This is a genomic window from Roseibium suaedae, from assembly GCF_900142725.1.
Taxonomy (GTDB): Bacteria; Pseudomonadota; Alphaproteobacteria; order Rhizobiales; family Stappiaceae; genus Roseibium; species Roseibium suaedae.
Window position 1 is genome coordinate 1,416,884 of the sequence record NZ_FRBW01000002.1, and the last position, 24,688, is coordinate 1,441,571.

At 60.4% G+C, this 24,688-nt stretch carries 24 protein-coding genes; 7 read left to right on the forward strand and 17 right to left on the reverse strand.

The genetic code is table 11. The features are described from left to right. Positions 1-13: 13 nt before the first annotated feature. Positions 14-1,150 (reverse strand): CobW family GTP-binding protein, encoded by a 1,137-nt coding sequence (locus BUA94_RS13465; protein WP_073013668.1) that lies wholly within the window; start codon positions 1,148-1,150, stop codon positions 14-16. A 250-nt stretch (positions 1,151-1,400) separates the two neighbouring features. Between BUA94_RS13465 and BUA94_RS13470 the strand changes: the two genes are divergently transcribed. Both BUA94_RS13470 and BUA94_RS13475 read left to right on the forward strand, forming a co-directional pair. Next, complete coding sequence (locus BUA94_RS13470) at positions 1,401-2,585, forward strand: pyridoxal phosphate-dependent aminotransferase (RefSeq protein WP_073013899.1); 1,185 nt, start codon at positions 1,401-1,403, stop codon at positions 2,583-2,585. Positions 2,586-2,677: 92 nt separating this feature from the next. Beyond that, a complete protein-coding gene (locus tag BUA94_RS13475) occupies positions 2,678-3,220 on the forward strand; it encodes a hypothetical protein (protein WP_073013669.1) in 543 nt (180 codons plus the stop codon). On the opposite strand, the gene BUA94_RS13480 is transcribed toward BUA94_RS13475, so the two are convergent. Then, entirely contained in the window at positions 3,204-4,175 is a 972-nt protein-coding gene (locus BUA94_RS13480) for a 2-hydroxyacid dehydrogenase (RefSeq protein WP_073013900.1), read from the reverse strand. The genes BUA94_RS13475 and BUA94_RS13480 overlap by 17 nt on opposite strands. A gap of 278 nt (positions 4,176-4,453) precedes the next feature. Between BUA94_RS13480 and BUA94_RS13485 the strand changes: the two genes are divergently transcribed. After that, the gene (locus tag BUA94_RS13485; protein WP_073013670.1) at positions 4,454-6,640 is read left to right on the forward strand and encodes a diguanylate cyclase; all 2,187 of its coding nucleotides are present in this window, start codon (positions 4,454-4,456) and stop codon (positions 6,638-6,640) included. A gap of 26 nt (positions 6,641-6,666) precedes the next feature. On the opposite strand, the gene BUA94_RS13490 is transcribed toward BUA94_RS13485, so the two are convergent. From BUA94_RS13490 to BUA94_RS13505, 4 genes are all read right to left on the reverse strand, one after another. Then, positions 6,667-7,803: a LacI family DNA-binding transcriptional regulator gene (locus BUA94_RS13490; RefSeq protein WP_084081992.1), complete on the reverse strand. Its 1,137-nt coding sequence runs from the start codon at positions 7,801-7,803 to the stop codon at positions 6,667-6,669. Between the two features lie 67 nt (positions 7,804-7,870). Then, a complete protein-coding gene (locus tag BUA94_RS13495; RefSeq protein ID WP_235860561.1) occupies positions 7,871-8,398 on the reverse strand; it encodes an OmpA family protein in 528 nt (175 codons plus the stop codon). A 63-nt stretch (positions 8,399-8,461) separates the two neighbouring features. Further along, positions 8,462-9,133, reverse strand: coding sequence for a L,D-transpeptidase (locus BUA94_RS13500; RefSeq protein ID WP_073013672.1), 672 nt, complete (start codon positions 9,131-9,133; stop codon positions 8,462-8,464). Positions 9,134-9,270: 137 nt separating this feature from the next. Further along, positions 9,271-10,152 (reverse strand): DMT family transporter, encoded by an 882-nt coding sequence (locus BUA94_RS13505; RefSeq protein WP_073013673.1) that lies wholly within the window; start codon positions 10,150-10,152, stop codon positions 9,271-9,273. A 217-nt stretch (positions 10,153-10,369) separates the two neighbouring features. Between BUA94_RS13505 and BUA94_RS13510 the strand changes: the two genes are divergently transcribed. Further along, positions 10,370-10,834 carry a methylated-DNA--[protein]-cysteine S-methyltransferase gene (locus BUA94_RS13510; protein WP_073013674.1) on the forward strand — a complete coding sequence of 155 codons (465 nt, stop codon included), beginning with the start codon at positions 10,370-10,372 and terminating at the stop codon, positions 10,832-10,834. Between the two features lie 18 nt (positions 10,835-10,852). Here BUA94_RS13510 and BUA94_RS13515 read toward each other — a convergent pair whose 3' ends face one another. The 8 genes from BUA94_RS13515 to BUA94_RS13550 all read right to left on the reverse strand — a co-directional run bounded on the left by BUA94_RS13515 (position 10,853) and on the right by BUA94_RS13550 (position 18,289). Continuing rightward, positions 10,853-11,368, reverse strand: a complete 516-nt coding sequence (locus tag BUA94_RS13515; protein WP_073013675.1) for a MarR family winged helix-turn-helix transcriptional regulator — start codon at positions 11,366-11,368, stop codon at positions 10,853-10,855. A 114-nt stretch (positions 11,369-11,482) separates the two neighbouring features. Continuing rightward, the gene (locus tag BUA94_RS13520; protein WP_073013676.1) at positions 11,483-12,070 is read right to left on the reverse strand and encodes an NAD(P)H-dependent oxidoreductase; all 588 of its coding nucleotides are present in this window, start codon (positions 12,068-12,070) and stop codon (positions 11,483-11,485) included. After that, positions 12,070-12,651, reverse strand: coding sequence for an NAD(P)H-dependent oxidoreductase (locus BUA94_RS13525; protein WP_073013677.1), 582 nt, complete (start codon positions 12,649-12,651; stop codon positions 12,070-12,072). Before BUA94_RS13525 ends, BUA94_RS13520 begins: the two co-directional genes overlap by 1 nt. Before the next feature lie 101 nt (positions 12,652-12,752). Then, complete coding sequence (locus tag BUA94_RS13530; protein ID WP_073013678.1) at positions 12,753-14,159, reverse strand: FAD-binding oxidoreductase; 1,407 nt, start codon at positions 14,157-14,159, stop codon at positions 12,753-12,755. Next, positions 14,156-15,487, reverse strand: coding sequence for a cytosine deaminase (locus BUA94_RS13535; RefSeq protein ID WP_073013679.1), 1,332 nt, complete (start codon positions 15,485-15,487; stop codon positions 14,156-14,158). The genes BUA94_RS13530 and BUA94_RS13535 overlap by 4 nt, the downstream gene beginning before the upstream one ends. A gap of 1 nt (position 15,488) precedes the next feature. After that, positions 15,489-16,358: an ABC transporter permease gene (locus tag BUA94_RS13540; protein WP_084081993.1), complete on the reverse strand. Its 870-nt coding sequence runs from the start codon at positions 16,356-16,358 to the stop codon at positions 15,489-15,491. Next, on the reverse strand, positions 16,355-17,194 hold the full coding sequence (locus tag BUA94_RS13545) for an ABC transporter ATP-binding protein (RefSeq protein ID WP_073013903.1): 840 nt from the start codon (positions 17,192-17,194) through the stop codon (positions 16,355-16,357). The genes BUA94_RS13540 and BUA94_RS13545 overlap by 4 nt, the downstream gene beginning before the upstream one ends. A 93-nt stretch (positions 17,195-17,287) precedes the next feature. Beyond that, entirely contained in the window at positions 17,288-18,289 is a 1,002-nt protein-coding gene (locus BUA94_RS13550; RefSeq protein WP_073013680.1) for an ABC transporter substrate-binding protein, read from the reverse strand. A gap of 376 nt (positions 18,290-18,665) precedes the next feature. Between BUA94_RS13550 and BUA94_RS13555 the strand changes: the two genes are divergently transcribed. Both BUA94_RS13555 and BUA94_RS13560 read left to right on the forward strand, forming a co-directional pair. Then, the gene (locus BUA94_RS13555; RefSeq protein WP_073013681.1) at positions 18,666-19,055 is read left to right on the forward strand and encodes a RidA family protein; all 390 of its coding nucleotides are present in this window, start codon (positions 18,666-18,668) and stop codon (positions 19,053-19,055) included. A gap of 171 nt (positions 19,056-19,226) precedes the next feature. Then, positions 19,227-20,570 (forward strand): 8-oxoguanine deaminase, encoded by a 1,344-nt coding sequence (locus tag BUA94_RS13560; RefSeq protein WP_073013682.1) that lies wholly within the window; start codon positions 19,227-19,229, stop codon positions 20,568-20,570. 50 nt (positions 20,571-20,620) lie between these two features. On the opposite strand, the gene BUA94_RS13565 is transcribed toward BUA94_RS13560, so the two are convergent. Together BUA94_RS13565 and BUA94_RS13570 are read right to left on the reverse strand one after the other, a co-directional pair. Then, positions 20,621-21,772: an MFS transporter gene (locus tag BUA94_RS13565; RefSeq protein WP_073013683.1), complete on the reverse strand. Its 1,152-nt coding sequence runs from the start codon at positions 21,770-21,772 to the stop codon at positions 20,621-20,623. Between the two features lie 135 nt (positions 21,773-21,907). Next, positions 21,908-22,882, reverse strand: coding sequence for a putative metalloprotease CJM1_0395 family protein (locus BUA94_RS13570; RefSeq protein WP_073013684.1), 975 nt, complete (start codon positions 22,880-22,882; stop codon positions 21,908-21,910). Positions 22,883-23,042: 160 nt separating this feature from the next. Between BUA94_RS13570 and BUA94_RS13575 the strand changes: the two genes are divergently transcribed. Continuing rightward, entirely contained in the window at positions 23,043-23,852 is an 810-nt protein-coding gene (locus BUA94_RS13575; RefSeq protein ID WP_073013685.1) for a creatininase family protein, read from the forward strand. A gap of 39 nt (positions 23,853-23,891) precedes the next feature. Here the strand turns inward: BUA94_RS13575 and BUA94_RS13580 are convergent, their stop codons facing one another. Next, the gene (locus BUA94_RS13580) at positions 23,892-24,575 is read right to left on the reverse strand and encodes an SDR family NAD(P)-dependent oxidoreductase (protein ID WP_073013686.1); all 684 of its coding nucleotides are present in this window, start codon (positions 24,573-24,575) and stop codon (positions 23,892-23,894) included. Positions 24,576-24,688 lie beyond the last annotated feature (113 nt).

A 24,688-nucleotide genomic window follows, 5' to 3' on the forward strand; every position in this document is an offset into this window, starting at 1 on the left:
TGTGCCCGGCCCCTTACTGGACTTCACAAGCGTTGAAGCTGGAACGCAGCACATCCCAGTTCAGATCGCGGCCGATGAACACGAGGCGGCTTTCGCGCGGCTCATCTGCACCCCAGTCCCGCTGGTGGTCGCCTTCGACGATCATGTGGACACCCTGAATGACATAGCGCTGCGGATCATCCTTGAGGGCGATGATGCCCTTCATGCGCAGGATGTTCGGGCCCTGAACCTGGGTGACCTGATTGATCCAGGGGAAGAACAGTTCCGGATCCAGATCGCCTGCCTTCAGGGAAATGCTCTTCACCGAATGCGGGTTTTCATCGTGATGGTGATGGTCGTGATCGCAGTCCGGGCCGCATTCATGGCCATGGTCGTGATCATGATGGTGCCCGTGATCATGCCCATGACCGTGATCGTGGCCATGATGATGGTGGTGATCGTGATCATGATCGCAATCCGGGCCACATTCGTGCTCGTGATGGCCATGCTGCAGGAAATGCGGATCAAGCGACAGGATACGGTCGAGATCGAAGGCGCCGCGGTCCAGAACCGACTTCAGATCGATGGCGCAGCGTTCGGTCCGGTGCAGGATAGCATAAGGATTGATCGAACGGATACGAGCCTGAACAGTGTCCAGCTCTTCCTTGGTCACAAGATCGGTCTTGTTGAGCAGGATGACGTCGGCAAAGGCGATCTGGTCTTCAGCCTCTTCCGTGTCTTCCAGACGCTGCAGCACATGCCGCGCATCGACCACGGCAACAACCGCATCCAGCTTGGAGGCCGCGCGCACGTCGTCATCCATGAAGAAGGTCTGGGCAACCGGAGCCGGATCGGCAACGCCGGTGGTCTCAACAATGATGGCGTCAAAGGCGCCCTTGCGCTTCATCAGGTTCTGAACCGTGCGGATCAGGTCACCACGCACGGTGCAGCAGATGCAGCCGTTGTTCATTTCAAAGATTTCCTCGTCGGACTCGACCAGGAGATCATTGTCGATGCCGATTTCGCCGAACTCGTTGACGATGACCGCGTAACGCTGACCGTGGTTCTCGCTCAGAATGCGGTTCAGCAGCGTGGTCTTGCCCGAGCCAAGATAGCCCGTCAGGACGGTAACCGGGATCTGGTTGGTGGCGGAGGTCTGGGTGTCAGACATGGATCAGTCCCTTGAAGAAAATTGGTTTGGCCAGGCAGGGCCCGGCACGAGTCACCCGCGAATATAGGCGGTCTTTTCCGTGCCGGGGAGTGCCCAATACGTATTTGTCTGAAAGCGCAATTATTTGTCGGCAAGCATCCGGCCTGACCAGGCTGAACCAGCCCGCACGAACACCTTTGCCGCCAAGAGACCTTTTCAGACCCGCTCTGCGAAGGGTACGGATGAGGGACAGTCAGCCTTTGGAGGAAACATGGCACTGCAGACCATTGCCGGCTTTGACCGGATCGGCGAGGAAAACGCCTTTGCCGTTCTTGCCCGCGCGACGAAGCTTGCGGCGGAAGGCCGGGACATCATCAATCTCGGCATCGGCCAGCCGGATTTCCAGACGCCGCCGCACATCGTAGAAGCCGCTATCAAGGCGCTTCGGGACGGTCATCACGGCTATACGCCTGCCACCGGCATTCTGCCCCTGCGCGAAGCGGTCTGCGCGGATCTTGCCAAGCGCACCGGCCATTCGCCCAATCCGGACAATGTGCTGATCGTGCCGGGCGGCAAGGTCACGATGTTCATGGCGATCCTGATGTTCGGCGAACCGGGCGCAGAAATCCTCTACCCGGATCCCGGCTTCCCGATCTATCGCTCGATGATCGAATTCACCGGGGCAACACCGGTTCCTGTTCCCATCCGCGAAGAGAACGGATTTGCGTTCTCCGCAGACGAAACCCTGTCGCTGATCACCAGCAAGACCCGTCTTCTGATCCTGAACTCACCGGCTAACCCGACCGGCGGCGTGACACCGAAGGCAGAGATCGAGAAGCTGGTGAAGGGCCTCGAGGCCTTCCCCGATGTGGCGATCATGTCGGACGAAATCTACGCCCAGATGACCTATGACGGCATGGAACACGTCTCGCTGCTCGGGTTCGAATCCATCCGCGACCGGCTGATCCTGCTGGATGGCTGGTCCAAGACCTATGCCATGACCGGCTGGCGCATGGGCTATTCCGTCTGGCCGGACGCCCTGATCGACAAGGCCCGCAAGCTGGCCGTCAACTGCTGGTCCTGTGTCAATGCGCCAGCCCAGTACGCTGGACTTGCCGCCCTCACCGGACCGCAGGATGCTGTCCGCGACATGGTGGCAGAGTTCGACCGGCGTCGGAAAGTCGTTGTCGATGGTCTGAATGCCCTGCCCGGTGTTACCTGCCGCACGCCCCTCGGCGCCTTTTATGCATTCCCCAACATCAAGGACACAGGCTGGAAGGCAAAGGCCCTCGCCTCGGCTCTGCTGGAGGAAACCGGCGTTGCGACCATCGGCGGTCCGGACTTTGGCATTCTGGGCGAAGGCTACATCCGCCTCAGCTATGCCAATTCGACGGAAAACATCCAGCGGGCACTGACGCGCATGGGCGAATTCCTGAGCACCCGCAGGCAGGGCTGAACCGCACTTTGCAAGGGCTCCGGCAGGACGAGAGACTTGCCGGAGCCTGCACCTCCTGACAGGATGAACCCCTGCATCAGGAGGAAAGTGGCATGGCCGGTTCTGTTCCCCGCTGGGTCCTGTTTGCGGCCGGATCGGCTGCTCTTTACTGCCTCGTTATCATCGGTGTCGTGCTTGCCTACAACACGTCCGTTCTCAATGCCTCGAGCTACGCGGAGATTACCGGCGGCGGCTTCATCTACAATTACCGGATTGCTGACATCCGTTCCGGCATCACGGTCGGTGTGCGCCGGGACCTTCCGGCCGGAACGCATCTGGTTGCCGAACTGGAGACGCCGGACGGCATGCTGGAGCTGAACCAGGATTATGTTCCGGGCCATCGCAACTATGTTTTTGAGACGCCGCCCCTGACAGGGGTAGAACCCGAGCGCTCTTACATGGCGCGGCTGAAGGTGGTGGATGCGGTGACCGGTGCGGAGCTGGAGCGGCACGAAAAGGCACTGAAGACTGGCATCGCACCAAGGGTCATGCCGGACAAGCCCCTGACCATCGGACCTGGCTATTTTCCAAATCCGGACTTGCAGCCAGCTCCGGCCGCAAGTCCGTCAAAGGCAAGTCCTACGAGCGGCGGGTGATCCCTGCCGTCTCGGCGACGGGCGTGACGGCCTTGCCGGTTTCAAACCAGCTGACCAGATTGTCGGCCACGAGCTGACCCATGGCATCGCGCGTCGCAACGGACGCGGAGCCCACATGCGGCAGCAGAACGGCGTTCGGCAGAGCGATCAGGGCAGCCGGCACATTCGGCTCATTCTCGAAGACGTCGAGACCCGCGCCATGAATTATGCCCTTGGAAAGAGCGTCAATCAGCGCGGCTTCGTCCACGACCGTTCCCCGGCCGATGTTGATCAGCACTCCCTGCGGCCCAAGCGCCGCCAGGATCCCGGCATTGACCAGATGGCGGGTTTCTTCCCCGCCGGGCGCCACAAGCATGAGCGTGTCCACCGCTTCCGCCATGCCTTTCAGGGTGGCGTGATAGGGATAGGCGACATCCTGCTGCTTGTTGCGGCCATGGTAATGAACCGTGAGACCGAAGGCCTCCGCCCGTGCAGCAATGGCCTTGCCGATCCGGCCCAGCCCGACAATGCCGAGCGTCCGCCCCTTCAAGGTCGCCCTGGTCAGCGGATAGGCGCCCTGGCCCGCCCATTTTCCCTCGCGCAGCCAGCGCTCCGCAGCAGGCAGTTCACGCACGGTCATGATCAGCAGACCAATCGCCGTGTCGGCCACTTCATCAGTCAGGACATCCGGCGTGTTGGAAACCATGATGCCGCGAGCGGCACAGGCCGCCGCATCCACATTGTCGTAGCCGACACCGAAACTGGAGACGATTTCCAGGTTGGGAAACTGGTCGAGAAAGGCCCCGTCCACCTTCAGACCGCTGACAGCCAGCCCCCGGACGCTGCCGGCAATCGCGTTCATGGCAGCCTGCGGATCGGCGGACTCATAGGGCTTATGCACCGTGAACCGGTCTTCCAACCCGCGTAGGACCACGTCCCGCATGGCCTTCGGCATCAAAATCTCCGGCTTGCTCATGAAAAGATCATCTCCCATCTGACACTTTGGCGCGAAAAATCACTCTGTTTCAATTACACGAATTTTGTACGGGGAGCATAGCCATTGCAAACAAGGCGATTTCAAGCATCGCTATAATTGACAGTATCATAAGAAAGAAAATTCGGACCTATAGAGAGCTAATCTATTGGAATTGCACGCCGTGATAAGCTAACGTTTCGGGCAGCAACCATTTGCCAGTATATCTTTCTTTAGCATTTTCCGTAAAACTCCCATCAATGTCCTTACGGAACCTGTGCATGTCGACCGACAACCTCATTAGCGGAATTCACCTGGATCTCGAAAAGACTTTCGGGGCAATGTTCGAATGCGTGATCATCTTACGCCCGGACAGACGGATTCTGTTCGTCAATCGCGCCGCGGAACAGTTGTTCGGCTATTCCTTGTCCGAGTTGATCGGCAAGACCGGGGAACCGCTTTATGCAAACCCCGAAGACTTCGCCGCAGCTGGCAAGATCCACGAAGAAGCCGCCCATAACCGGGATGGGCAGAAATTCGTGATGCAGTTCAAGAACAAGCAGGGCCGGATCTTCCACGTCGAAACCATCACCACCCCGCTGTTCGATGCAACGTCAAGGCATGTCGGCTACATGCTCATGGGACGGGACATCACCTATCGGCGCAAGCTTGAGGCAATGGTCGAAAACTCGCTGCAGACCCTGGAAGACGCCATCGAGACCATCTCTGAAGCCTTCGCTCTCTATGACAATGAAGACAAGCTGGTGACTTGCAACGAGAACTACCGCAAGACCTATCCGAATTCCGCGCCTGCAATGGTCCGCGGGACAAGCTTCGAAGACATTCTCCGTTTCGGACTGGACAACGGCCAGTATCACCTCGGCAGCGGCACCAAGGAAGACTGGCTCGAGGAACGTCTGCGCTGGCATCGGAAGGCCTCGGGCGAAGTCATCGAACAAAGGCTTGGCGACGGACGCTGGCTACGTGTTTCCGAACGCAAGACCCGCACGGGCGGAACGGCCGGCATTCGAACGGACATCACAGAGCTGAAGGAAAGCCAGCACAAACTCGCGGCGGTCTATGAGAACATCAAGCTGGTCACCAACAGTCTGGCCTGCAGCATTGTCGAAGTCGACCGGGACGGGATCTGTCTTTTCATCAATGAACATGGGGCAGCCTGGCATGGTTGTCAGCCGTCGGCATTGATCGGAACCTGCCTGCGGGACCGCTATCCCGACCAGGATCGCAGCCTCGACGAGACGTGCTGCAAGGAAGCCCTGAATGGCGCGACCCTGCGCCGGGAAATCTCGCACAAACTGTCTGATGGAAGCATCCGTGATCTTGAGATCGATTTCACACCGAAGCGGGACGCCTCCGGTGACATCATCGGTGTGATCGTCTTCTCCAAGGACATTTCTGGCCGGAAACGCGTGGAGCGGACCCTCGCCGAACTCTATCAGGTGACATCGACACGCGATCTGAGCAGCGACGAGAAGGTCAACCACATCCTCAAGATCGGATGTGACTATTACAATCTTCCGCTTGGCGTCATCAGCCACATCGAGGGCGAGAGCTACTGCGTGAAATGGGTCGAATGTCCCAGTGGCGAAATCGAGCCTGGCCTGACCTTGCCTCTGGGCGAGACCTATTGCAGCCATACCCTGCGTGCCACAGGTCCGCTGGCGATCGCCCACGCCGCAGAATCCGAGATTTCCGGGCACCCCTGTTACGAGCGTTTCAGCCTGGAGGCCTATATCGGTGCGCCGATCCTGGTGGATGGTGTGCGTTTCGGCACGATCTGCTTCACCAGCCACACGCCCCGTCCTGAGGAATTCACCCAGACGGACAAGGAAATCATCCGGCAATTCTCCGACTGGATCGGCACCGAAATCGCCCGCCAGCGCGACCACAAGGCGCTGCTTGACGCCCAGATCCGGCTTGAACGGATTGCCAGCATCGACGACCTGACTGCGGCGCTGAACAGACGCGCCTTTCTGGAACGGGCAGAAACGGAAGTCTCGAGATTCCGCCGCACGGGCAAGCCCTTCTCCGTGGTCGTTCTCGACATCGACCATTTCAAGCAGATCAACGACACGTTTGGCCATTCCACCGGTGACGAAGTGCTGCGGCGCTTTTCGAGCATCCTGATACGGGAATTGAGGGCGGTGGATGTTCTCGGCCGGATCGGCGGTGAGGAATTCTGCATCATCCTCAATGACACCGGGCCGGACGATGCCTTGCGTGTCTGCGACCGTCTGCGGGGCGCGGTGACCGAAGCCTGCCGGATGGAAGGCATGGAGTGGGATGTGACCTGCAGCATGGGCATCATGTCCGCCTCCCTGTCAGATCTCGACTTCGGCAGCCTGATGAAACGGGCAGATACGGCCCTTTACGAAGCCAAGCACAATGGCCGCAACCAATGCGTGGTCTATTCGCCTGTGCGCGAAGTAAAGACGGCTCACAACTGACCACAACCGGTCAGTCGGGCAGTACATCATTCGACCAGACGCGGCCCCAGCCTCACCCCATGCGGCGGTGAACTCTCGCGGATGCGCAGCTCCGGCTCGATCAGAATGGGCCGGTGCGGCACCCGTTCTCCGGCAATCTGCCGCAGCAGGGTCAAAGCAGCGAGGCGGCCGATCTTGTCCGGATGATTGCAAACGGACGTCAGCGCGGGCGTGCGGCTTGCGGCGCCGTCGACATCATCATAGCCAGTGATGGCAATATCCGGACCCGGCTCAACATCCATACGCCGGAAAACCGGCATCATGCCGAGAGCCACCAGATCATTGAAACACATGACCGCCGTCGGCCGTTCCCGCGCCTGGAGAATATCCGGCACCACCTTGCGCCCGTCGGCCTGGGTCATCATCTCGGGAATATCGAGCTGAGCATCGGGATCAAGCCCCGCATCGATCAAGGCCTTGCGCCAGCCAGCATTCCGGTCCCGGCCTGCCGAACTTCCCCGGCGGCCACCGACCATTGCGATCTTGCTATGTCCCTGTGAAATAAGGTGTTTGGTAACCGCATAGGAGCCAGCCAGATCGTCGCCGTGAATGGACGGTGCCCAGACACCGCTGACTTCGCGGCACATCAGGGTGACAGGAATGCCCTGACCGACCAGACGGTTGATCTCTTCCGCCGTCGTGCCAACCGATGGGCACAGGATGAGACCATCGGCGCGGTGCTGGAGCAGGGTGTTGATGAAGGCCCGCTGACGTTTCACGTCGTCCCGGTGGTTGCAGATGAAGATCATCTGCCCCTGCTCTTCCAGGACATCCTCAAGCGAGGAAAAGATCTCGGCGAAATAGGGATTGAGAATGTCGTGAACCGCAACGCCAACAATCTGGCTTCGCGCCGTACGCAGCGAGGCAGCGGAACGGTTATATATATAGCCGACTTCTTCTGCGGTCTTCTTGACGCGTTCACGCGTCTCGTCAGCGACCAGCGGACTGTCGCGCAGGGCCAGCGAAACCGTCGCGGTGGAAATGCCGAGCTGATCCGCGATATGGCCCAGCGTCAGGCGTTTGCCAGGTTTCGGAAAGTCCGGTTCGCCATCCGGCCAGTTTGACGTCTCTTTGCCGTCAGAGGAACTGTCCGCCGGTTTACCGGCACCCGTATCGTTGGTCATGCCTATGTCTCAAGCCTGCATGCGCTGCCCGGGCCGGGCAGCGCCACACCTGCAGCAAAGCCAAGCTCTACCGGCGCGGTGCCGATTCGTCGAATTCCTCTCGCAGGTTAACGACCACGCGACGATTTTGCGACTGGCAAGTAATGTCATCGCAATTCGTGACGGGACGCTCGATGCCATAGCCCTTGACCCACATGCGCTTGCGGTCGATGCCTTGGGCCGCGAAGGCGTCATAAACGGCTTGGGCCCGCTTCGTGGACAAGGCCTTGTTGGCTGCCTCGCCCCCCGGATCATCCGCATGCCCCTGGATTTTCACCAGCCAGCCCGTGTTCTTCTTCAGAAAGGCTGCCTGCCGCTCGATACTGATCCGGGCCTCATCAGTGATGTTGGCGGAACCAGACTCGAAGAAGATCCGCCGCCCCACATTCAGCATGAAATCCTCTTCGGATCCCGGCTTGATATTGGCAAACCCCGCAGCGGTCGCATTGGTCACGTCCGGAGTGCTGAGATCTGCCGTGTTGCACCCGGCGAGAGACAAAGCCCCCAGCAAGATGAGAGCCTGCGCACCCAAGCGCCTCTTTGCAATTGCTTTCAATCCACCCCCCAGCTTCATGGTCGCCGTTTAAAAATCCTGCCCGGCAGGATGCCGGATGAAAAGTCAGCCCGCGTTCGCACCCAGATGTTCAAGAACCAGAACCTTGGTGCCCTTCGGGCAGCGCTGATAGAGATCAATGACGTCTTCCGGGAACATGCGGATACAGCCGCTCGACACGTCCTTGCCGATGCTCCAGGGCTCCAGCGTGCCATGCAGCCGGTAACCGAGATCCGAGCCATCGCGATAGAGATACAGGGCACGCGGGCCGAGCGGATTGTTCGCCGCTCCCCCTTCCACCAGCTTGGGAAGATCAGGCTGCCGCTGGATCATTTCCGGGGGCGGCACCCAGCGGGGCCACAGCGCCTTGCGGTCGATGCGCGCGCGGCCGAACCACTGAAATCCTTCCCGCCCGACACCAACGCCGTAACGCAGGGCCGTGTTGTTTTCGAAGACGACATAAAGGAAGTGATTGCGGGTATCGACCACCACGGTTCCCGGAGGCTCAGGGCTGAAATACTTCACCATCTGGCGCTGCCAGACCGGCTGGATCTTGTCGAAATTCGTGAGCCTGTAGCGGAAGCCGCTGTCCTCGGCATAGCCCTTGAAATAGGCCTCGGCCGCCGCATTGGCGGAAGCTTCAGAGCCGATCAGAGGCAGAAGGCCTGCAGCACCTGCAACGGCCAGTCCCGCCATGCCGGCGCTTCTGGCGAGAAAGTCACGTCGGGTCAATGACATCCGCTATCCTCCCGTCCGTTCACCGCACAAGGTTCTCCCTTTCATGGAGCCTATCGTTGCGGCAGCCGGGCAATTAGGACAGGGTTTCCAGCAAACGTCAACCTAGAGTGATCCAGGGGCAATCCTGCCCCTGACCATCAGGATTTGCGCACTCTCTCGCGATAGAGCAGATAGAGCCCGGAACAGACGACAATCGATGCGCCGATAACGGTGCTCGTGGTCGGAACATCGCCGAAAACCAGATATCCAAGACCCACCATGCTGACGATCTGGGCGTAGCTGAAGGGCGCCAGAACCGGGACAGGTGCAAGTGCGCTCGCCTTGATGAACAGCCAGTGCCCCAATCCGCCGAAGACACCCGTGCACATGAGCAGCAGCCAATGAAACAGGCTGGGAGGTGCAGTCCAGACCGACAGACCGGCCGGAGCCATCGCAAGCATCGCCACCACTGCAGAGATCATCAGCATGCTGGTGGCAGAATCCTTGCCGGACAGCATCCGGGTCAGCAGGGCGTAAAAGGCATAGGAGACCATGGCCGCAACCGAATAGATGGCAGCCCAATGCATTTCCCCGCTACCCGGTTTCATCACGATAAGAACACCGATGAAGCCAACGACAATTGCGGCCCAGCGCCGGGGACCGGCCCATTCGCCCAGCATGGGACCCGCGATGGCCGTCACCAGGAACGGCGCGGCGAACATGATGGACATGGTCTCGGCCAGCTGGAGATACCGGATCGCGAGGAAGTTGCCGACCGTGCTGCCGAGCAGGCAGAAGGCCCGGACAATCTGCAGCACCGGGCGCCCGGTGCGGAAGATGCCCGGCCGTTTCCAGACCTGAAACACGATCAGCGCCAACACCACATGACTGACAAACCGCATCCACACCACCTGCAGCGACGGCAGGGTTTCGACCAGATACTTGGCAGTGGCATCCAGACAGGAGAAACAGAGATAGGCAAGCAGCGTCAGGCCGATTGCAACGAGGGGCGCTTGAGCATTATCGGATGAATTGCTCATGCCGCACGATCCGCGCTGGCTGAATGTCCCTTGCTGGCGCAAGCGCCCTTGGGTCCTGTCGTCATGGAGAATATAACCTGGAAGCAATGGCACTGGTTGCGCCATCCGGGATCTTGAGGCTAGCGCGTTGCAGCGCACTCCGAAAGTCCCCAAACTTCAGATCAGTACGATCAGAGGCCGTCCTGGCAGGAATTTCACAAGGAACCTGGAGACAATCATGCCCGAAGCCCTGATCCAGACCATGGTCGGCCCCTTGTGCCTTCAGGAAACCGATGGACAAATAACCCGGCTCAGCTGGTCACGGCAGCAGGATGCAGGACCCGAGGCGCCAACAGCCCTGCTCAAGGAAGCAATCGCACAGCTGAAGGCCTATTTCGAGGGACGTCTCACCAGCTTCGACCTGCCGCTCGCGCCCAAGGGAGGCGAGCTCAATCAGGCCGTTTTCCTGGCCATGCTGGACATTCCCTTTGGCGAGACGCGCACTTACGGCGAAATTGCCCGCCAGATCGGATCGGCAGCTCAGCCGGTCGGACAAGCCTGCGGCGCAAATCCGATCCCGGTGATCATACCGTGCCACCGGATCCTTTCCGCCCAGGGACTGGGCGGCTATTCCGGATCCGGAGGCCTAGATACCAAAATCGCGCTTTTGAAGCTGGAAGGCGGTTATCCGTTTCTGCTGTGAATGCGGATACCGACCCTGTCAGACGAGCTGCAGGTCTTCCACCTTCTCCACGTCCTTGACCTGCTCGCCGTCAGCATCAAGCTCATCGGTTTCATCTTCCGGAGAGGTCAGGCTCAGGTTCTTCTCGACCGTCCGCAGCAACTTACGCAGCTTTTTGCGGTCCTTTTCGTCGATGCCCGCCATGGCTTCGCGCTCAAGACGCTTCCAGGCGCGGTCGACATTGGACACAAGCCCCCGGCCTTCGTCGGTCAGATAGACCCGTGCCAGACGGCCATCCGCATCAGACACCTGACGGCGGACATAGCCCTGCGCGGAAAGACGGGTAATCATCTTGGTCACCGTGGGCGGCTGAACGCCAAGCGTGGTGGCAAGCTGGCTCATCGTCAGCCCGTCCGTCTCAAACAGGACTTTCAGCACCAGCTCCTGACCGGGATGAAGCCCGATACGGGCAAGGTGGTTGCCCGAACGTGCGCGTTGCGCCTTTGCAGCCTGAACGAGCCTGAATGTCACGCTCTTCTTGTGATTGAATGCCATGGTCTTTCCCTGACTCAGAATCAGCGGTACCGGCCGGTTCCGCCCGGTTTTGCGGCGCAACCGTAGTCAGGTTATTTAACCGACGAATGACACTGCAAGCAGGAAAGTGATTTTTTAGAAACAGGATAGTTTTCTGGCGACCAAATTGAGATAGCGGCTCCGGCTTTCAGGCGTCGACGTGTCCATCTTGTAGTGGGCCAGATAAAGCGTCTTGCAGCCGGGAGCGCAAAGGGCGCGCATGCCGCGCATGATGGTCTTGCGGCCAGGCTCCCCCACCCATTTCGACACTGCCCAGGACGCCCCACAGGTGGTGACCACCGCGATCTTGCGGATATGCTGCATGAGGGGGCGCATGCCCTTGTCCTCCGTCGGCATGCCGAAGGTGACATGAGGCACCCAGACCCGGTCGAACCAGCCCTTCAGCATGGCCGGGAGACCGAACCACCAGGTCGGATAGACAAAGACAAGCATGTCGCACCAGCAGATATCGGCGACATAGCTTTCGACCGGCACCACATTGTCCCCTTCGTCATGGTAGCGGCGGCGCTCGTCTGCCCCCATGGCCGGCTCGAATCCTTCTTCATAGAGATCCCTGAGCCGCACCTCATGTCCGGCCTTCTCCAGCGTCGAGGTCACCTTGTTGCGGATCGCCGCATTGAAGCTCTCCGCGCAGGGGTGGCAATAGATCACCAGCGCCTTCATCAGAATGCCTCCATGCTTTGGCCGACCTTGTTCAGGAAGGCCTTGCGGTTGTCTTCGGTGACCCGGTTCATGTCATAAAGCGCATGATAGGCAACGGGTGCCACCGGTCTGATGACAGCCCGCAAAACGCGGGTCGCAATCTTGCGCGGCGGGTCGCCAACCAGGAAGGCCCTGAGCCGCGTCCCGCCATAGGTGCTGACAACGGCCAGCTTGCGGATGTTGTGCAGGCTGGGCCGGACCTTGCCGTCGCGCATCTTGAAGGAAACGCCGGGCAGGAACACCCGGTCGAAGAAGCCTTTCAGGATCGCCGGATGCCCGAAATTCCAGACCGGCGTCACAATCACGAGGGCTTCCGCCGCCTGCAGCCGCTCCACGTAGGATGCCACCCCCGCCTGATTGGTCTCAAGGTCATGATAGGCCAGGCGCTCCTCGCGGGTGAGGCGCGGGTCAAAGCCTTCAGCATAAAGATCGCAATCATCGACCTCATGTCCGGCCGCCGTCAGCCCGCGGATCACCTCCGCATGCAGCGCAGAAGCAAAGCTTGTCTCCACCGGATGGGCGTAAAGAAGAAGAACCCGCATCGATTGCTCCAATCTTCCTTTTTCAAATTCCAGGCATGCCAAAGGGACGGCCCGCGACAGTCGCAGGGCGGCCGGCATCAAAGTCAGATCTTCAACCCTTTTCAGGCAGGCTGCAGACCGGGGAAAAGAAACAGCTTGTCCGACTTGTAATCGTAGGACGGGTCTTCCCAGGCAATCATCTTGCCCGGATTGAGCAGCCCCTTCGGATCGGCTTCCTTCTTGAAGGCAAGCTGAACCTCATCCGTCTGCTTCATGCCGCCTTCTTCCAGCGTATAGCGGTGCGGATTGAAGACCGGGCAGCCATTATCCTCATGCAGCTTGATGATCTCGTTCAGCCGCTCCTCCGTCGTGTAACGGACGATGGGCAGGCCAAAGCAGGTGATCTTGCCGTCAAAGCGCACATATTCCAGATGCGCTGGCACTTCGTCGCCGAGCAGCTCCACCATGGTGCGAACCTTCTCGATCTGGTCCGGGAAGGGATAAAGCACCTGAAGATAGGTGATCCCCGGCTCGACCCGCAGCCCGCGCAAGGTGGTGTGGTTCCAGGCCAGTTCATAGGCCGGCGGCAGGGACTTTACATCCGCTTCATCGGCCAGATCCGAGCGGTAGAGGATGGAAGCCTTGCTGTTCCGCCGGACAAAGGCCGCAAAGGCGTCCATGGCAAAGGACGCAACCATGCAGACAACGACGGACTGGTCCTTGCGGATGAACTTCTTATGCCGCAGGAAATAGTCATGGGGCACGGGCGCTGCAATCGGCGCGATTTCCTTGACCAGCAACCCATCCTGATTGCCCAGGCGATCTGCGAACTGCACGCCGTCCATGAACTCGTCGAAACCGACCAGCACATCGACCCAGTCATAGGCAGCCGTCAGCGGCATTTCGACTTCGGTGATGATGCCGTTTGTGCCATAGGCATGCATGACCTTGTGCAGATCTTCCCCAGTCAGCTCCAGCACGCGCGGCTCGGCTTCCATGGTCAGGACCCGCAAGCGGATGACATTGCCCAGGTCGCGAAGACCGCCCCAGTTGATGGAGCCGACACCACCGGAACCACCGGCAATGAACCCGCCAATGGTGGCCGTGCGGTAGGTCGAGGGATGCAGCCGCAGCTCCTGACCGGAATGGGCGCGGCATTCCTCATCGATCTTGGAAATGATCGCCCCGGCCTCGACCACGACAACCCCCGGCCGGATCGATTTGACCTTGTTGAGTTCAGCCAGGTTCAGGATCACACCGCCGGACAGGGGCATCGCCTGACCATAATTGCCGGTTCCTGCGCCACGGGTGGTCACCGGAATGTCGAGGGCATAGCAGGCCTTGAGGACCTGAATGATCTCCTCTTCGCTTTTCGGCGTGACGACCAGATCGCCGGTCACGTGATCGAGCTGCTGCTTCAGCACCGGCGAATACCAGAAGAAATCGCGGCTCTTCTGTTTCACGATCTGCGGATTGTCTTCAAGCTGCAGGCCCGCAAGCTCGGTCTTGAGTTGGTCGAGGTTGCTCATGCAAGTGCTCCGCTGTGCTGCATCAAAGTGTCGAGTTCCCGGTAGTCGGGAAGGGTCTCCGTCACGCTCCGGCCAGCCCGCAGAACATGACGGGGGCCACCGGGACGGGACATCAGTTCACTCCAGTCCCGGGTCCGGAACAGGATCAGATCCGCAGGCAGGCCGCATTCGATCACACCGGCCTCCACCCCGAGCATGCGGGCGGGAGAGGTTGTGACCGTGGTGATCCAGTCGCCGATCGGATGATCGAGCTGAAGAATGCGGGTCGCCTGGGAGTAGACCTCGATCAGATCGAGATCACCATAGGCATAGAACGGGTCGCGTGTGTTGTCGGAGGCAACGGCGACGGGCGTGCCGCGTGAGCGCATTTCATGAAGCAGGGTAACCCCGCGCCAGCGCGGTGTGCGCCCTGCCTCCCGGTCTTGCAGATACATGTTACACATGGGAAGGGACACGATACCAAGCCCGGCCTTCGCGACCAGATCCATGGTCTCGTCAGCCTCGGCTTCGTCCTGCCGGGCAAGGGAGCAGCAATGACCGCAGACAACCTTGCCGGAATAACCTGTCCGCAGAACGGCCTCCGCAATCGCCCGCAAGGTCCGCGCTTCCGGATCCTTTGTCTCGTCGACATGGAAATCCACGTCCAGCCCGCGCTCCATGGCTGCCATCAGGATCGCATCAAGATGCGTCTCCAGATCCGGGATCATGTAGGTCACGGCGCCCAGAATGCCGCCCGCCTCCTTCACCCGGCCGGCAATCGATCCCAGGAATTCAGGCTCGGTGATCAGACGGTCGATCCCGAAGAGACAGGAGCCCTGCAGGGTGATCCGGCCGGCCCAGGCCTCCCGGATTTCCTTGAACACCGGCCAGGACACTTCATCCTGGGGCGGCAGGCTGTCGATGTGGGTCCGCACCACCGAGGTTCCGTGGACATAGGCGCATTTCAGGCTGAACTCCATGCGCGTGCGCACGTCCTCCGCCGTCCAGGACGCAATACGGTCCGCTCCAACGGAGGAGAGCGCGCTTGCGAAAGTCCCGTCGGGATTGGGCCTCCGCGGCCAGATATGCCCTTTGTCCAGATGAGTGTGCATGTCGACCAGCGCCGGCAGGATCATGCCGCCATCCAGATCAAGCAGCCCCTGACCCGTCTGGTCCAGTTGTCCCTTGGGCGCCAGCCGCACCACCTTGCCCTTCTCCACATCCAGATCGACCCGCACAAGGTCCTCGGAACCGATGGAGACTGCGTCCTTGCCGCCGATCAGACAGGCCGGCACCGTGCCGTTGCGAATCCTGAGATCGCCGGACACAAGATCTTCAAATCGCGCCATCTCAATTCTCCCGCTTCAGGGCACTCTCGTGCCATTTCCGCAGGAGCAGATGGGACAGAAGACTGGTGGCCGCGAAAATCAGAACGCCCGTGAAGGACAAGAGGATCAGCGCCGCAAACAGCCGGGGAATGTTGAGCCGGAACTGGGACTCCAGCAGCCGGTAGGCAAGGCCCGAACCCGCCCCTGCCGACCCTGCCGCAAATTCCGCCACGACAGCAGCGATCAGGGCCAGACCACCGGCAATCCGCAAGCCCGCGAGGAAATAGGGCAAGGCATTCGGCAGCTTCAGATAGACAAGGGTCTGCCAGGACGATGCGCCGTAAAGCTCGAACAGATTGAGAAGATTGTGGTCCGTCGACTTCAGCCCCTGCGTCGTGTTGGACAGCACCGGGAAGAAGGCCACAATCCAGGCACAGATGAGCAAGGCTGACTGGGTGGACGGGGCATAGATGAGGATCAGGGGCGCGATCGCAACGATCGGCGTGACCTGCAGGATGACCGCATAGGGATAGAGCGCCAGCTCGATCCAGCGGGACTGGGACATCAACACCGCGAGACCAACGCCGCCGACAAGGGCGATGCCAAGAGCCGTGAAGGTGATCTTCAACGTCACCAGCAAGGCGGCGGACAAGGTGCCCCAGTCATCATACAGCGACATGGCAACACGTTTAGGGCTCGGCAGAATGTAATGAGGAACCTTGTAGGCCTCCACATACCAGCCCCAAAGCGCCACCAGCAGCAGAAGCATCGCGGCCGGAATGACAAATTTCAGGATCCGTTCGAAATTCGTGTCCCGCGGCGCAAAGACCGGTTGCGGTTCATCCAGAATGGCAGGTGCCGGGACCTGCTCCTGTTCCTCAAGTGCCTTCATAAATGATCATTCGCGTCCATGGCCGCATGCAATGCGGCGGACGCGTCCCTGCAATAGTCGTTGTAGACGGAGGTCGTGCGGAAATCCTCTTCGCGCGGATAGGGAGCGTCGACCAACATGTCATTGACGACCCGGCCAGGCCGCGCGGCCATGACAACGATGCGATTGGAAAGATAGACGGACTCGAACACCGAGTGGGTCACGAACACCACGGTCCAGCCGAATTTCTCCCACAGGTGCAGGAGATCATTGTTCAGCTTGAAGCGGGTGATTTCATCGAGCGCGGCGAAAGGCTCGTCCATGAGCAGAATCTTCGGCCGGGTCACCAGCGCTCTGGCAATGGAGACGCGCATCTTCATGCCACCGGACAGTTCACGCGGGTAGGCGTCGGCGAATTTCGCCAGCCCCACCATTTCCAGCGCTTCCATCACCCGGTCATGAGCCTCCTGCTTGGAGATACCCTTGAGCCGCAGGGGCAGCCAGACGTTCTTGAACACGGTGGCCCAAGGCATCAGGGTCGGTTCCTGGAACACGAAGCTGATTTCCGGCAATGCCTTGCCACTGGCGTCATGACCGGAGGTCGGCCATTCGATGGTGCCCGAGGACGGATCCCCAAGGCCTGCAATGATCCGCAGCACCGTGGATTTTCCGCAACCGGACGGGCCGAGCAGGCTGATGAACTCACCCTGACGGATGTCCATGGTCATATTCTGCAGGGCAGTGGTGCCGTTGGAGAAGACCTTGGACACACCGGACAGGCGCACGAGCGGACGGCGGCTGCCGGAGTCAGCGGAGAAGGTCCCGGCAGAAGCCGGAACAGGATTGCTCTGAGACACGTGAAGGTCCTTCAAGATTGGCTGTTTTTCAGAGGTCAGCACCCAGCGTGGGCCCCGAATCCAGGCCCCACGCCAAATCCTGTTTGAGACAGCTTACTTCTTGAGGTCCATGCCGACACCCTTGCAGACGAACTCGGTCGTGTAGATCGTCTTGACGTCGATGCCTTCCTTGACAACCCCGGCCTTGACCATGGCGTCATAGAACGTCTTCTGCTGGTCATCGGTCATGCAGCCGATGCCCTTTTCGAGCGCTTCCCCGGACTCGACCAGCCCGAAGGATTTCATCGTCTCGATGGAGAAGGCGATCTGCCCGTCGGTGATTTCCGGGTTGTCTTTCTTAATCAACTCATTGGCGGCTGCATTGTCGCCATAGAGATAGTTGTACCAGCCAATAATCGTCGCATCGACGAAGCGCTGGGTCAGATCCTTGTTCGCCTCGACGAAGTCCTTCCGGCCTTCAATCAGGGTGGAGTAGGTCTCGAAGCCAGCATCCGCCAGGAGGAAAAGCTTCGGCTTGAAACCGCCTTCCGTCTCGATCGCATAGGGCTCGGACGTGATGTAACCCTGCTGGGCGGACTGCTTGTCGGCCAGGAACGGACCCGGGTTGAAGGTGTAGGGCTTGTACTGCTCGTCGCGGAAGCCTTCGTAAGCAGACTTCATCCACTGGAAGTAGGAAGCAAAGCCGTCCTTGCCCATGAAGATGGTCGGAAGCTTGGCCAGATCTTCGAATTTTTCGAGGCCCTGATCCGGATGAGCGATGAGAACCTGCGGGTCTTTCTGGAAGATCGCCGCGACTTCAAGAACCGGAATGTCCTCGGCAAGCGCGTTCAGCGGCTGCAGCATGTTGCCCGCCATGTAGAAATCGATCTTGCCCGCCAGAAGCAGAGCGCGGTTTGCCGCCTGCGGCCCGCCCTGAACAATCTCGACCTTCAGACCGTATTTCTCATAGGTGCCATCTGCGACGGCCTGATAGTAGCCGCCATGCTCAGCCTGAGCGAGCCAGTTGGTTCCGAACTTTACCTCGTCCAGCGCATAGGCGCTCGTGGACGCCAGAAGCGCTGCTGCAGTGAACCCGATCGTCTGAAGGATGCGCATATTGTCCAACCTCTCCTATAGCTCTCACCCGGCCGGCAAGGTGCCAACCGGCTCTGTGCTCTGCCGCTGTGCCTCCACAGGCCCTGGGAGCGGATCAGGCAATCACGCCCGATCATTTTTGCAAACCCCATGCCAAACCGGAGACCACGCTGCGGAGTCCCCGCTTTCCGCCCCTGCCTCAAATTGCAAAAAGGACTTCCGCCACCCAGAGGCGACCAGCCGACGTCACCCCGGCTGCAGCATGCCTATTTTTCAGGCATAAAGACAAGCCCCTGCCCGCCGCATATTCAATAGGCAGCCTTGCCCCCCGGCAATCCGCCTCCTAGTTTCTTCAGAACATCAAGGTCCCGCCCTTTCAGGAAAGCAGAGAGAAACGATGACCAGACCCTTGCAGCCAGACACGATCCGCGCCCCGTTTGCCCGCTACAGCCATGGCGTGGAAATCCCTGCAGGACACCGCATCGTCTACACGTCTGGCCAGCTCGGCATCACGGAAGACGAAGTCATTCCGAAAGGCGTGGAGGCCCAGACCCGGCTCTGTTTCAAGAACATCAAGGCCATTCTGGAATCCGCCGGCATGGATCTTGGCGATATCGTGCGCATAAACGCCTTCGTGACCGATCGCATGCACATGGGCGGCTACATGAAGACCCGCGACGAGTTCACCAAGAGTCCTCCCCCCGCCTCGACCCTGATGATCGTTTCCGGCTTCACCCGGGAAGAGTTCGTGGTTGAAATCGAGGTCATCGCCGCGAAAGCCGAATAGGCCGGGGCTTGCCTTCCAAACCGTTCGAGTTCAACACTATCCCCCGGCTTGAGGACAGGCTGGTGCGGATCCCCTGCGCCTTACTCATTTAACGACCCCTGTGCGGAACTCGGGCGGGAGGCAACTCACCGCTATCTAAGCCTGCAGGTCCAGGAACAAGGACCAGACTGAATGCGTCTATGGATCAAGGATCCCATTGCCATTCTCGCAGACGGCGCCGAGCGCGGCGTCGTTGTCGAAGACGGTGTCATCGTCGAGCTGATTGCTTCCGGCAAGGAGCCGATGCTTCCCGTCGACCAGACATATGACGCTTCCCGGCATGTGATCATTCCCGGGCTGATCAACACCCACCACCATTTCTTCCAGACCCTGACACGGGCCCATCCGCAGGCGATCAACAAGGAGCTGTTTCCCTGGCTCCAGACGCTCTACCCGATCTGGGCGCGGAACGTGACGCCGGAAACCTTCAGGCTTGGAACACGGCTCGCCCTCACCGAACTGATGATGTCCGGCTGCACGGCAGCCTCCGACCACCACTACCTGTTCCCCGGCGGGCTGGAAGCGGCCATGGATATTCAGGCCGAGGAAGCCGCCCGGGTCGGCGTGCGCATGACCATCACCCGAGGTTCCATGAACCTCAGCCAGAAGGATGGCGGCCTTCCGCCGGACACGGTCGTGCAGGACGAAGACACGATCCTGGCAGACTGCGAGCGCGTGCTGAACCGCTACCATGACACATCCAAGGGCTCCATGCTGCAGGTCGCGCTTGCGCCCTGCGCGCCCTTCACCGTGACCAAGCGGCTGATGCGCGAAAGCGTAGCCCTTGCGGAAAAATTCGATTGCCGTCTGCACACGCATCTGGGCGAAACCATCGACGAGGACAATTACTGCCTCGAGAAGTTCAACTGCCGTCCGGTGGACTATCTGGAAGAATGCGGCTGGCTGAATGAGCGCGTGTGGCTGGCTCACGGCATCCACTTCAACGACGACGAGGTCAAGCGCCTTGGCCATGCCTGCGTCGGGGTCTGCCACTGCTCGACGTCCAACATGGTCCTTGCCTCCGGCCAGTGCCGCACCAAGGAACTGGAAGCCGCAGGATGTCCGGTCGGTCTTGGCGTCGACGGCTCCGCCTCCAATGACAACTCGAATCTGATCGAAGGCGTGCGCCACGCGCTGATGATCAACCGCCTGACCTATGATGCGGCCAGCGTGACCCATTTCGATGCGTTCCGCTGGGCAACAGAAGGCTCGGCCCGGTGCCTCGGCCGCTCCGACATCGGGGCAATCCGTCCGGGAATGATGGCCGACATGGCCTTCTACACTCTGGATGAGCTGCGCTTCTCAGGTGCGGGAGACCCGCTTGCCGCCCTCGTGCTGTGCGGCGCCCATGAAGCGGACCGGGTCATGATCGGTGGAGACTGGAAGGTGGTCGACACCGTTCCGACCGGCATGGACGTTGGCCAGTTGCGCTACGAGCACGGCCAGGCTGCCAAGCGTTTCCTCGAAAGCCTTTGACCCAACTCAGCAGGTGGCGGATTGCCCGCCACCTGAGCCAGACGCCGAAATCAGGCCGCCTGAGGTTTCTCGACCTTCAGGTTTCCAGCCATCACGGTGATCAGGATGGCAAGAACCGCGACCAGCGCGAAGGACATGCGCAAGGACAGCGCATGGCCAATGAAGCCCAGCACCGGCGGCCCGAACAGGAACGCGCCATAGCCAAGCGTCGCAACGGAGGCCAGCGCCCGGCCTCTTGAAAGGTTCGGATCCGCCGCCGCTCGGGACATGGCCAGCGGGAAGATCACTGCATTGCCGAACCCCATGATCACGCATCCAACCCAGACAACCCAGACCGACCCGCCAAGCACCACCAAAGAGGTGCCGACCGCAGCTGCGATGCCGCTGGCCCTGGCAACCTTGACCGGTCCGAACCGGGCAATGATCTGATCACCCGCAAGACGCATGATGACCATGGCAACGGAGAACAGGGAAAAACCGATGGCTGCCGTGGAACTGTCGAAACCCAGCTCCTGGATCTGATAGATCGCCGCCCAGTCTGTGACCGCCCCTTCGCCCAGCGCGGCAATCAGGGCCATCAAGCCGACGAAGAGCAGCGCGCCTTTGGGAATTGCAAACATGGGCGCTTTCTGGCCTGCAGCGTCAGCCGTCTTCGACTGCCAGGGCGTCATCAGCGCCCAGATCAGCACCGGCAGCACAACAACGGTCCAGACATAGAAATGCAAGGGAACTGCAAATTCCAGCCAGAGTGCCAAGGCACCGCCCGCAGCCCCAGCGCCCGCCCCCAGACTGTACAGCCCGTGGTAGGACGACATGACCGGCCTGCCCAGTTCCTGCTCGACCTCCGCACCCCAGCCGTTCATCGACACGTCCAACGCCCCCATTGCGAACCCGTTGAGATAGGCAATCGGGACCATCACGGCGACCGAGGTGCCGAAGGTCAGGCCGATGAAGATGAACAGGATGCAGATCGACGAAATCTTCGCCACCGTGGCCGCTCCCCACCGGTCGATCAAGGGGCCGGAGATCGGGAAGGAGGAGAAGGCGCCAAAGGCCATGCAGAGCAGGATCAGACCGAAGCCGCTCTCATCAACCTCGAGGATGACTTTAATGTCCGGGATACGGGACGCCCAGGCACCCACAAGCGAGCCGAGCATGAAAAAGACATAAGCAACGGCAAGCCGTGCACGGCGAACGGACATTTTATAAACCTGAAAGGAGGTGCCGGAAGGCAAATTACAGAGAGCACAACCTAGGTAGCTGAGCTAGAGAGTTCAAGCCCGGGACAGGATGGGAAACACGCTCACCCCAAGCAAAGTGCGGTGTTGATCAAGGGCTCAGGCATAAAGACCGGCGGAAGCAGGTTGCCGGTTGCCGAATGCGCCGAGTTGTCCGCCAGACTGATAGCTCTGGATGGCCGCAAAGAGATCGGAAGACCGGCCCTGACCGGACGAACCGCCGTCCGCGTCTTCACTCTCAGCGGTCGCGTTTCCGGCGTTGGCCTTTGGCTCATTTCCAGCTTCCGGACCGCCGGTCGGACCTGTCTCTTCATCATCCCCCTGCAGCTCTTCGGCCTGCTGCGTCCGTGCCTCTGCCTGCGCCTCCGCCAGTTGTGCCCGCGCCTGCTGGGCGACCTTCAGATCTTGCGAGGAAGGCTCGGCGGGAGCGGTGGCGGCCCGGATGACCGTCTGCATCTTCCGGATGGTCGCTTCCGGGCTCTGCTCCGCGGATGTGTCGATAGAAACTTCGCCGCCAATCGCATAGCGCTTGCCGTCCGGACCCTGCTGGAAGGTGTAGGAAGGGGCGCCCGCATGAGGACCACCAGTCCGGGCATGGGCTGCCTCGTGAGCACGCACTTCCCTGTCCCGCTGCTGCAGCTTGTCGACCTGCTTCTCTTCTTCCTCGGACAGCTCCTGCGGATCACTTGAATCTTCTTCCTCGCCCTGGCCAGTGGCTTGCGCCGTTTCCTGACCGCCCGAACCGGCAGTGCCGACGGTTCTGGTCTCATCACTTTCGCCAGAAGAACTGGTTTCTGAAGACTCGGCACCCGTGGTGTCCTGTCCATCGCCACGGCGGCGGGAGGTGGCCGGCTGTCCGGTGTCATCGGCCTGCAGTGCCAGAATGGCTTCGCCGGAGAGTGTCGGCGCGTTCCCGGCACGCAGACTTCGAACTGCCGGGGCAGCTGCGGGTTCCTTGTCGCGCACGTCTCCCTTGACCGCCAGCGTCTCATCCGCGGCTGTCTTGATATCTCCCATCAACCCACTGCCGCGCAGGGCACTGGCGGGAGAGTTGGAGAAAAGTGCAGCAATCATGCGAAAAGTATCGCCGATCGGCCCTATCGATTCGTTAACAGGCCTTAACCCGCCGATCAGCTTTGCGTGAAGGCGCAGTGCCAGATGCCTAAATTTTCGCACTGACGGCATCGGCAAAGCCACGCTAAGGTACGGACAAATCAGACCAAAGGACCTGACAATGACTGCGTTGCCGCGCCGCTACTGGCATGAGATGACCACCCTCGATTTTCGGGATCCCTCTGCCCGCGACTGGATTGCGATCCTTCCCGTTGCCGCCATCGAGCAGCACGGCCCTCACCTGCCGGTCTTCACCGACACCGCAATCGCTGAAGGCCAGATCCGCCGCGTGCTGGAACTCCTGCCCGATGATCTGCCCGCAACCTTCCTGCCGACCCAGGCCATCGGCAAGTCCAACGAGCATATCTCCTCCCCCGGCACCTTGACCCTCAACTGGGACACCCTGACCCGGGCCTGGATAGAGATCGGCGAAAGCGTAGCCCGCGCCGGCATCCGCAAGCTGGTGCTGATCAATTCTCATGGCGGCAACGTGCCGATCATCGACATTGTCGCCCGTGAACTGCGTGTGAAGCACGAGATGCTGGTCACGGCCACCGCCTGGTCCCGCTTTGGCCAGCCGGAAGGTCTCTTCCCCGAAGAAGAGTTCACCTACGGCATTCATGGCGGCGATGTGGAAACCTCGATCATGCTGCATCTCCATCCGGAACTGGTGCGCATGGATCTGGCGGAGGATTTCAAGTCGGCCCAGCAGGACTTCATCAAGGAGTTCAAATACCTGCGCGGTCACGGTGCACAGCAGTTCGGCTGGAAGGCTCAGGATCTGGGTGCCAAGGGCGCACTCGGCAATGCCGCAAACGCCACGGCCGACAAGGGACGCCAGTCTCTCGACCGCGCGGCCCATGCCTTCGTCGATCTGCTCAAGGACATCCATGCCTTCGACCTCAAGCGTCTGTGGACGCCTGAAAGCTGAGCGCATGGCAGGGCGGCTGCAAAACGCGGCCGCCAGCCCCTACCAGGGGATCACCTTGCCGTGATGGTCGTAAAAGCCGCCGGTCTGCTCCGGCTGCAAGCCCTCAATGACCTTCAGGATCCGGGCCGCTGCGGTTGCCGGATCCTGCACCTCAAGCCCCGTGGCCTGAAAGCCTTCGGACAGATTGGTGGCAACCGTTCCCGGATGCAGGGCGACGCAGATCGCCTGCGGGTTCCTTCTCTGCAATTCGACAGATGCTGTGTGGACAAGCTGATTGAGCGCAGCCTTGGAGGCCCGGTAACTGTACCAGCCACCCAGATGATTGTCCCCAATGCTGCCGACCCGCGCAGACAGATTGGCGAAAACCGCCCGCCCTTCGCGGCTGAGCTTCGGCAGAAAGTGTTTCATCACCAGCGCCGGACCGATCGCATTCACCTGGAAGACCGCCATCATTTCGGCCGGATCAATGGATCGCCAGCTCTTTTCAGGCCCTGCTGTCTGTGTCGAGAGAATGCCCGTTGCATTCACGACAAGTTCGAGAGGGCCGAGAGAGGAACAATAGGCCGCTGCCTGCTCGACCGTCTCCTCCTTGCCCACATCAAACGCCAGTGTCGTCTTCCGGCTCAGACCGACAACCGCAAGGTCTGGCCGCGTCTGCCGGAGGCGGGCTTCGAGCGCACCGCCGATGCCGCCGGAGGCTCCAAGGATCACCGCTACAGCCATCGGTCCCACTCCCCTTCTGATCGGGCAGCCCAAGACGGGCCTGGCACTAAAAGCAGACTACACGCTTTGCCTTAACATGGAGGGCAACGTGGTTCTGTCCAGAAGCGCCATGG

Bases quoted from the DNA above. Each gene is read 5' to 3' on its own strand.
- BUA94_RS13465 (WP_073013668.1), bottom strand. From the start codon at position 1,150: ATGTCTGACACCCAGACCTCCGCCACCAACCAGATCCCGGTTACCGTC.
- BUA94_RS13470 (WP_073013899.1), top strand. From the start codon at position 1,401: ATGGCACTGCAGACCATTGCCGGCTTTGACCGGATCGGCGAGGAAAAC.
- BUA94_RS13475 (WP_073013669.1), top strand. From the start codon at position 2,678: ATGGCCGGTTCTGTTCCCCGCTGGGTCCTGTTTGCGGCCGGATCGGCT.
- BUA94_RS13480 (WP_073013900.1), bottom strand. From the start codon at position 4,175: ATGAGCAAGCCGGAGATTTTGATGCCGAAGGCCATGCGGGACGTGGTC.
- BUA94_RS13485 (WP_073013670.1), top strand. From the start codon at position 4,454: ATGTCGACCGACAACCTCATTAGCGGAATTCACCTGGATCTCGAAAAG.
- BUA94_RS13490 (WP_084081992.1), bottom strand. From the start codon at position 7,803: ATGACCAACGATACGGGTGCCGGTAAACCGGCGGACAGTTCCTCTGAC.
- BUA94_RS13500 (WP_073013672.1), bottom strand. From the start codon at position 9,133: ATGTCATTGACCCGACGTGACTTTCTCGCCAGAAGCGCCGGCATGGCG.
- BUA94_RS13505 (WP_073013673.1), bottom strand. From the start codon at position 10,152: ATGAGCAATTCATCCGATAATGCTCAAGCGCCCCTCGTTGCAATCGGC.
- BUA94_RS13510 (WP_073013674.1), top strand. From the start codon at position 10,370: ATGCCCGAAGCCCTGATCCAGACCATGGTCGGCCCCTTGTGCCTTCAG.
- BUA94_RS13515 (WP_073013675.1), bottom strand. From the start codon at position 11,368: ATGGCATTCAATCACAAGAAGAGCGTGACATTCAGGCTCGTTCAGGCT.
- BUA94_RS13520 (WP_073013676.1), bottom strand. From the start codon at position 12,070: ATGAAGGCGCTGGTGATCTATTGCCACCCCTGCGCGGAGAGCTTCAAT.
- BUA94_RS13525 (WP_073013677.1), bottom strand. From the start codon at position 12,651: ATGCGGGTTCTTCTTCTTTACGCCCATCCGGTGGAGACAAGCTTTGCT.
- BUA94_RS13530 (WP_073013678.1), bottom strand. From the start codon at position 14,159: ATGAGCAACCTCGACCAACTCAAGACCGAGCTTGCGGGCCTGCAGCTT.
- BUA94_RS13535 (WP_073013679.1), bottom strand. From the start codon at position 15,487: ATGGCGCGATTTGAAGATCTTGTGTCCGGCGATCTCAGGATTCGCAAC.
- BUA94_RS13540 (WP_084081993.1), bottom strand. From the start codon at position 16,358: ATGAAGGCACTTGAGGAACAGGAGCAGGTCCCGGCACCTGCCATTCTG.
- BUA94_RS13550 (WP_073013680.1), bottom strand. From the start codon at position 18,289: ATGCGCATCCTTCAGACGATCGGGTTCACTGCAGCAGCGCTTCTGGCG.
- BUA94_RS13555 (WP_073013681.1), top strand. From the start codon at position 18,666: ATGACCAGACCCTTGCAGCCAGACACGATCCGCGCCCCGTTTGCCCGC.
- BUA94_RS13560 (WP_073013682.1), top strand. From the start codon at position 19,227: ATGCGTCTATGGATCAAGGATCCCATTGCCATTCTCGCAGACGGCGCC.
- BUA94_RS13565 (WP_073013683.1), bottom strand. From the start codon at position 21,772: ATGTCCGTTCGCCGTGCACGGCTTGCCGTTGCTTATGTCTTTTTCATG.
- BUA94_RS13570 (WP_073013684.1), bottom strand. From the start codon at position 22,882: ATGATTGCTGCACTTTTCTCCAACTCTCCCGCCAGTGCCCTGCGCGGC.
- BUA94_RS13575 (WP_073013685.1), top strand. From the start codon at position 23,043: ATGACTGCGTTGCCGCGCCGCTACTGGCATGAGATGACCACCCTCGAT.
- BUA94_RS13580 (WP_073013686.1), bottom strand. From the start codon at position 24,575: ATGGCTGTAGCGGTGATCCTTGGAGCCTCCGGCGGCATCGGCGGTGCG.